Here is a 7,117-nt window from a genome sequence, read left to right on the forward strand (position 1 = left end):
AAAGTTGTACTCCGCGGTAGCTTTCGGGTCGCCCCTACTGACTTCCGCGGAGTACCCAACTACTCTATCACGACCGTTGGTCGAGTTCAAGGGAGTTTCCAAAATCACACGCCGTCAGACCGGCCGAACGTGGTTGCCGACCGTCGCGTCGCGCATGGGAGACGCGCGTCGTTTCGAGTCGCTTGTCCGAGATGCGATCGACCTGCTACCCGAGCAGTTCCGGCGGCGGCTCGACAACGTCGAGATCGTGATCGAGGACTCCCCAGAGCGCGAGGCGCTCCTCGGCCTCTACCACGGCGTTCCGTTGACCGACCGCGGCTCGGGATACAGCGGCTTCCTACCGGACAAGATCACCATCTACCGGCTACCGCTCGAGCGGCGTGCGCGAACTCCCGAAGACCTGGCCGAACAGGTGCGCGTCACGGTCTGGCACGAGATCGCCCATCACTTCGGCATCGACGACGCGCGACTGCGCGAGTTGGGGATGGGCTGAGCCGGCCCCTACGCCGCGACCCCTGCTCGTGGATCCGGATCCACGGCGACCGGCGACCGGGGAAGGTCCGGGAATGCCGTGACGGCGTAGGCGCCGAAGGAGGGTTGCAGCGCGATCGCTTGGACGGCCGCGGCCACCCCCGCGCCGACGGACGTGACGAGAACCCCGACGGTTCCCGATCCGCCCACGCCGGCGAGGCTGAGTTGGATCGCTTCGCCGGCTCCGAGTGAAACATCCTGCAAGGCCGACGGCGTGGTGCGTCCGGCATCGGTCACCACGGTCACGGAGATCGTCGCGTCTCGCTCCGCGGGATTCGCCACGAGAAGCCTGAGCTCGGACGCGAGCGCCGGGGGCCCGATCACCGCCATCGTCCGGGCCGCGGGCGGCACCGCGACGGTCGCCGCCTGCTCGACCACGCCTCTGGGTCCGACGACCTGCCAGCGAGCACCAAGCGCCACCGGGGAGGTCGATGAGGTGACGGCGACAGCAACCGGTCCCGCCGGGAACGAATCCTTCGGGATCTCTGCGAAGCGTGGGGTGTTGGGGGGCAGCCCGGCGGCGATCGGCTCGAAAACCCCCTGCCCGGACTCCGACAACGTCCGGCTGTCGGTCACCGCATCTGTGTCTCCCACGGCCACTGCGGAGAACGTGAGGGGCCCGATCGCGGTGTTGCCTATGGCGACGGTCTCGCTGGCGGCGCCGACCGCCGGAACGAGCTCGATCAACCCGCGGGCCGCAAGGAGAGCATCGGCCACGATCCTGCCGGACCGGGCGTGCACCACCCCGGCCACGATGCGCTCGTCGAAGGCGAAATCTCCTTCTCGGATGATGAGTCGTCCGCGAGCGGGGACCACCCTGCCTCGCAGGCTCTCGGGCTCGAGCTCTTGACCGTCGAACAGCATCGACACGTCGACGACCGCGTCGGAGGTCCCCGGGTTCAAAAGGATGAGGTGCGTCTCCACCCCGAGCGTCGAGCCCTGCGACGTCACCACCGCCTGAGCGCCCGGCCGTCCGCACGGAGCAGCCGCACCTCCGGTGCCCCCGTTCGCGGTCAAGAAGGCCGTACGCGACACGACCAGGTCGCCGCCCGCATATTCCACGATCGCGCCGGCAGCGGACGATCGGATCGCCGCAGGGGACCCGACGGTGCCGGCGCGTCCGGGACCGATGTCGAATGCCTGGACCACAGGCGCCTTGCGGTCGGGCAGGTACGTCACGCGAACATGGGATGCCACCGGGCCGAAGTTGGCGAAGTGGAGCCATCCCGGTGAGCCGGCCGCCTTCAGGAACGGGCACGCCCAAGCCCCACCGGGCTCGGCGGGCCGATCCGCCGCCGGGAGCCAGGGCGATGCGGGCGCGATCCGATCGGTGAGCGCCGCGCCGGTGATCGAGAGAACGACGAAGGCAGTGAGGCCCCACCTGCGCAGGGATGCCTTCATCGCTCACCTCGTTCGCGGGCGCTGCGCCTCGACCAAGCCACGGCGATCGCGACGAGCATCACGGTCTCGGCGAGCAGCGCGAGACGGTGCCAGCCTTGTCCACCCCAGGCCACGACCACCGGACCAGAGGCTGCACCGACGGAGAACGCGTTCGCCCATCCGAATGATCGCGTAGACGAGAGGTCGCGACCCCCCGCTCGCAGGTGCCACCGATCGCTGAACTCCTCGCCCAAGAGAAGAGCTCCGACACCGACGCCGATGCGTCCGGCCAGAACCCCGGGGCGAACGCGGCGGAGCGACCCCGAACGGCCCGGATCCTCGGGCGCGGCTGCGAGGAGGGGGCGGTCCGGCTCCGTGTTGCTCGCAGCGACCCAATCAGGCGACTTGACCGCTCCTGCGACAGGGAGCCATGCCTCGTTCGACAACACCTGGCTCCCCGCGAATCGCTGGGCGAAGCGCATGTCGATCTGTCGCGCGAACGCCCGCACGACATCGACGTCTATCGCCGGCCGAAGAACGACGTAACGAACGCCTGCGGGTGCGAGAAGCCGGCCCGCTTGCTCGGTTCTTCGAGCCAGCACCGATGCGAGGATGCCCTCCAGGTAGTCCTCGCCGGGCCCGGATCGGCGCGCGCCGAACGTCAGGATCGTCTCGCCCTCGGGCGCGCTCAGGTCGGCGCGCAGCGCCCGCATGTCGCCGGCGAGCCACAGGACGCGGAAGTCTCCGAACGTTCGCTCCTCCGCCTGGAAGAACGCCGGCTCGAGCTCGCCGGCGCGCCGGAGTCCGTCGAAGCTGCCCCCGGCCAAGAACGCCACGCCGACCACCATCGCAGCGACGCCGAACACCGTCACACCGCCGAGAGCGACGTGGGGGGCACCGAACGAGCGGGCGCGAAGCAACGGAACGAGACCTTCCGCGCCGATCCCGGCAAGCATCGCGACGCATACGGCTGCGATCGACAACGGCAAACCGGGCCGCGGAGCGATCCACGGCACCCCGCGAGACACGGCCCATGCGATGAGGAGCGCCAGGGTCCCGACCACAGCGAACGCACGCGCGATCCGTCGTCGTTCCGGCGTGGCCAAGAGGACTCCGACGGCGGCAGCCAACGGGAACGCCCACGCCATCGGCGCCGGGATCGGGAACGGCGAAGAAGGAACCAGCCGGATGAGGTCGGTGAGCGGGGCGCCGAACGGTCCGGGGCGGGCTCCGATCGGAGAGCCGGAGCGGAACAGCTCGACACTCCACGGCAATAGCACGATGATCGCGGCGATGGGAAGCGCGAGCCCGACGGCTGCGGCGCGGATCGCGCTCCGCTGCCCTGAGACGACGCCGGCGACGGCAAGCAGGACGCCGGTTCCCGCAACGGCGATCGGCGCCCAGGGGGATATGGTCGTGATGACGGCCAGCCCGAGCGCTCCCGCGGTCGGGCTCCGCCAGCCGCCGGGATCGGCGAACCCGCCCGCCCGCAGGAGCGGGATGAGGAGGGCCGGCATCGCCGCGATCAGAACGAGTTCGGGGAACCGCCCTTGGAAGAAGGCCGCAAGTGTGAGCGGCGACAAGGCGTACGCGGCTGCAGCGATACGTTTCGCAGTCACCGGCATCCCGATAGCACCCGCGGCTTTCCACGCAGCCCCGCATGCCAGCGGCACGAGCGAGAGCACGAGGAGTCGCTCGGCGAGCCGGACGCTGCCGAACGTGATCACCGACAGGACACCTGCCAGGAAGAGGAACGGCGACGCGGGCGCGGCGCCACCGGTGCCGGCACTGCGCCAGCCGGAGAAGAACTCCGAGAAGAAGTCGCCCGCCCCGGACGGGAACGGCGCCATGTCGGCACCGGCGAGACCACCGCTGCCGAACAAGGAGCGTGCTCCGATGAGGTAGAGCAACGCGAGGACGGTGAGACTTATCCCGACGGGGTGCGCGCGGACGCGATCGATCAGTCGCGGACGCCGTTGGTCGGGCACCGCGAGCCCTTCGGCTTCCTCGATCCCTTCGGCCGGATCGCCGACGACCTGCTCGAGCGCGCGCTCGAAGTAAGAACGGAGGCGCGGCGCGCCACGAACCATGAACTTCAGGACGTCCGCGTCGGGGCTCTTCCTTCGCCGCTGTGCGCGAGCGCGAGCCCGAAGCGTCGACGGAAGGTGGATCAGGTTCCACTGCATCGCCGAGAACGTCTGACGAGCCTGTTGCCGGCGCCCCGTGAATGCGAACAGGATCGCGTTGAGCAAGGACATCACGAGCGTGACCGGAAGCGCCACGAGGAGGGTGCGCAGCCGGTAGTTCTTGATCAGAGACGCGATCATGTTGCGCTCGCTGAAGTACCGAACCCGGCCGGTCACGAAGCCGGGGCGAAGGTTCCGATAGGAGGCAACCGCATGCCGCACGCGCGCATCGCTGGTCACGACGGATCGAAAACCGGCGATGCGGGCTCGCCAGGAAAAGTCGTAGTCGTCTCGGAGCGTGACGTACCGGAGATCGAACAGGCCGATGCGTTCCACCACCGCGCGCGCAACCAGAAGGCATGCGCTCGAAGAGAAGAACACTTCCTTGAGCCCGTCGTGCTGGCCTTGATCGAGCTCGCCCGCCTCGAGCGGGTTGTAGAGGCGGCCGAACCGGTCTGTGGTGAGACCGACCTCCTGCAACGCCTCGGGTTCGTCGAACTCGACGAGCTTCGCGCCGACGACCCCCACCCGCTCGTGTGTCAACGCGCCGACCATCCCCTCGACGCTTCCGGGATCCATGACCGCATCGTCGTGAAGGAGCAAGAAAGCATCGGCCGGGATCGCGCGGTCGGCGACGACCTTCAGTCCTGCTGCGAGGGCACGCCCGTATCCGACGCGGCGGTCGAGCACGACGACGTTCTCGCGCCCGAATGCCTTCTCGAGCAGCTTGCGCGACCCGTCGGTGGATGCGTTGTCCACGGCGATCACCGTGAGGTCGTCGTGCGTTTGGTTTCGGATGCCCTCGATGACCTCGCGCAGCCACCGTTCTCCATTGGTCGCGACGAGGAGGACGAGAACGGACGAGTTCTCAGGGTCCATGAGCCGCGGGAGCCTACCAACGGCGCTCTCGAGCGAGCGAATCGCGCGTTTGGCGCGGCAGGGTCCGCCTGGCCTCCAACAGCTCGAGGTCAAATCCGCGACCGGCAAGGAAACGGGCATCGCCGGGGCGAATCGTCAGGCAGGGCCATCGGAGCGCCTCGGGGCGGCAACGACGCCGCGCCTGGCCTCCCTGGGGGAGGAACGGCTATGCGACCACGTCGCGGTCTCATTCGAGTTGCATCAGCATTCGCCATCATCGTGATGGCGGTGACGGCAGGGGCAAGCGCCGACGCGCTGGCGATCGACTTCGAGTCGTACACTCCCGGAACGATCCACGGGCAGGACGGCTGGTCCAGCTCGGGCGCGGCCGGATCCGGTTGTGCCGTCTACGACCACGCGGTCGTGGACAACACCGGTGCTTCGTACGGCTATCCGACGTTCGCCGACAAGAGCCTCCGGATATCGAACGCGGTTACCAGCGGATGCTTCGGCGATCAGACGTTCTCGAAGTCGCTCACAGACGAGGCCGGGGAGTCCACCGCGGACAACGGCGGCATGTCGGGTGGTGCCCGGCAGCCGTACTTCGAGGCGTCGTGGGACTTCGCCTCGACCGTGCCGACGGCGGAGCAGCCCGGTCTGTCGACGGTCGCAAGCCCGGACCGCGGCGACGGGGCGCGGATGAGCTGGGTTCAGATGCTCGACACGCCGACCGGCATCGACGTCAACTTCTTCGACGTGCAGGGAGTGGATCCGATGGGTCCGCCGGCGCCGTGCTTCCAGTGCGCCAACTTCGTGATGACGAACGTCGCCACCGGCCTCGACCGGACGGCGCCGCACAACATCAAGCTCACGATGGAACTCATCGACGGAGAATCGAACGACATCGTTCAGGTCTTCGTCGACGGCACGCTCGCGCACACCGGCGGGAGCTGGGAGGACTATTACACGATGGACACCGAATCGAGCCCGATGCCGCCGATGGTGAGCCGGACGGTGGACTCGATCCTGTTCCGGACCGGCGGAGGCGCGGCGCCGGGCACTTTGGGCAAGGGGTGGCTGATCGACAACCTCTCGACGTTCTCCGGGCCGGTTCCCGTCGTCTCGACGTGCGGCGACCCCGATGGAGACGGCGACAACCACTCGAACTTCGCCCCGGGAGAGAACGAGGACGGACCTATCTCGGGTGTGGTTCACGAGATCGACCAAACCGTGGTGGTTCCCGTCGTGACGGACGATGGCGGAGTTGTTCCCGAAGCGAACTGCGCGATCGTGAAGGGAACGCTGGGGCTATAGCCCCTGCGATCAACGATCGAGGGGGCCGAGCGGCCCCCTCGATTTTTTCCCAGGAAAGGACTGAGGCCCTGCCAGGCGGGCAAGGCCTCAGAAGTTCTGAAGGCGGCGCTTAGCGCTTCTTCCTTTTCGCCGTCGCCTTCTTCCGCGTCGTCTTCTTCGCGGCGGTCTTACGCTTGGCCGGCTTGCGCGCTGCGGTGGTCTTCTTCCGCGCTGTCTTACGCTTGGCCGGCTTGCGCGCTGCGGTCTTCTTCGCAGCCTTGCGCCTCTTCGCTGGCATCCTGTCACCCCCTCTCCCTATCTAGAGATAGGGAAGGCTCCTTTATGACGCGAGTCGTTTCACGCGCCGTCGTTCTCGTTCGGATAGCCCGCCCCAGATCCCGAAGCGCTCGTCGTTCGCGAGCGCGTAATCCAAGCACTCGTCGCGCACGGCACACTGCGCGCATATGCGTTTGGCTTCACGCGACGACCCACCCTTTTCGGGGAAGAACACATCCGGGTCCACGTACGCGCATAGAGCCTCTTCGGCCCACGGGAGTTCCTCGTCGGGAAACTGCTGCACCTGCCGCTCCCCCTCACTCGACCCTTCTTCTCGTTCACATCTCGTTTACGAACTTCCGGGATCGAATGCGACAACTGTAATTACGCAGGTGTAATTCTAGGGAGACGTAACCGAAGGTCAAGTGTTCGGGGAGTTTTTTTTCTCGAGCTGTGGATAACTTTCCTCAGCGCATCGGCGGGATCGACGATGCGGGATCGCATCCGCGCGCGCGGCGCGACCTCAACTCGATAGCGAGTCGCTGCGCGTTGCGATCGATCGCGTGAACTCCAGAAACGGGTCGGCCGGTCCT

General features: G+C 67.6%; 6 protein-coding genes. 2 read left to right on the forward strand and 4 right to left on the reverse strand.

The genetic code is table 11. The features are described from left to right. The first annotated feature begins 154 nt into the window (after positions 1 to 154). On the forward strand, positions 155 to 493 hold the full coding sequence (locus tag WEB06_03520) for a metallopeptidase family protein (protein ID MEX2554683.1): 339 nt from the start codon (positions 155 to 157) through the stop codon (positions 491 to 493). Between the two features lie 8 nt (positions 494 to 501). Here the strand turns inward: WEB06_03520 and WEB06_03525 are convergent, their stop codons facing one another. Then, the gene (locus WEB06_03525; protein ID MEX2554684.1) at positions 502 to 1,932 is read right to left on the reverse strand and encodes a DUF5719 family protein; all 1,431 of its coding nucleotides are present in this window, start codon (positions 1,930 to 1,932) and stop codon (positions 502 to 504) included. Beyond that, positions 1,929 to 4,976: a glycosyltransferase gene (locus WEB06_03530; GenBank protein ID MEX2554685.1), complete on the reverse strand. Its 3,048-nt coding sequence runs from the start codon at positions 4,974 to 4,976 to the stop codon at positions 1,929 to 1,931. The genes WEB06_03525 and WEB06_03530 overlap by 4 nt, the downstream gene beginning before the upstream one ends. A gap of 207 nt (positions 4,977 to 5,183) precedes the next feature. Here WEB06_03530 and WEB06_03535 point away from each other — a divergent pair, with 207 nt between their 5' ends. Further along, positions 5,184 to 6,269 carry a hypothetical protein gene (locus WEB06_03535; GenBank protein MEX2554686.1) on the forward strand — a complete coding sequence of 362 codons (1,086 nt, stop codon included), beginning with the start codon at positions 5,184 to 5,186 and terminating at the stop codon, positions 6,267 to 6,269. Positions 6,270 to 6,378: 109 nt separating this feature from the next. On the opposite strand, the gene WEB06_03540 is transcribed toward WEB06_03535, so the two are convergent. Both WEB06_03540 and WEB06_03545 read right to left on the reverse strand, forming a co-directional pair. Next, on the reverse strand, positions 6,379 to 6,546 hold the full coding sequence (locus WEB06_03540; GenBank protein ID MEX2554687.1) for a hypothetical protein: 168 nt from the start codon (positions 6,544 to 6,546) through the stop codon (positions 6,379 to 6,381). Between the two features lie 42 nt (positions 6,547 to 6,588). Further along, positions 6,589 to 6,828: a WhiB family transcriptional regulator gene (locus WEB06_03545; protein ID MEX2554688.1), complete on the reverse strand. Its 240-nt coding sequence runs from the start codon at positions 6,826 to 6,828 to the stop codon at positions 6,589 to 6,591. Between the last annotated feature and the right edge of the window lie 289 nt (positions 6,829 to 7,117).

It is taken from the genome of Actinomycetota bacterium (assembly GCA_040905475.1).
In the GTDB taxonomy this organism is placed as follows: Bacteria; Actinomycetota; AC-67; order AC-67; family AC-67; genus DATFGK01.

Coding starts and splice junctions, on each gene's coding strand:
- WEB06_03520 (MEX2554683.1), top strand. CDS start 155: ATGGGAGACGCGCGTCGTTTCGAGTCGCTTGTCCGAGATGCGATCGAC.
- WEB06_03525 (MEX2554684.1), bottom strand. CDS start 1,932: ATGAAGGCATCCCTGCGCAGGTGGGGCCTCACTGCCTTCGTCGTTCTC.
- WEB06_03530 (MEX2554685.1), bottom strand. CDS start 4,976: ATGGACCCTGAGAACTCGTCCGTTCTCGTCCTCCTCGTCGCGACCAAT.
- WEB06_03535 (MEX2554686.1), top strand. CDS start 5,184: ATGCGACCACGTCGCGGTCTCATTCGAGTTGCATCAGCATTCGCCATC.
- WEB06_03540 (MEX2554687.1), bottom strand. CDS start 6,546: ATGCCAGCGAAGAGGCGCAAGGCTGCGAAGAAGACCGCAGCGCGCAAG.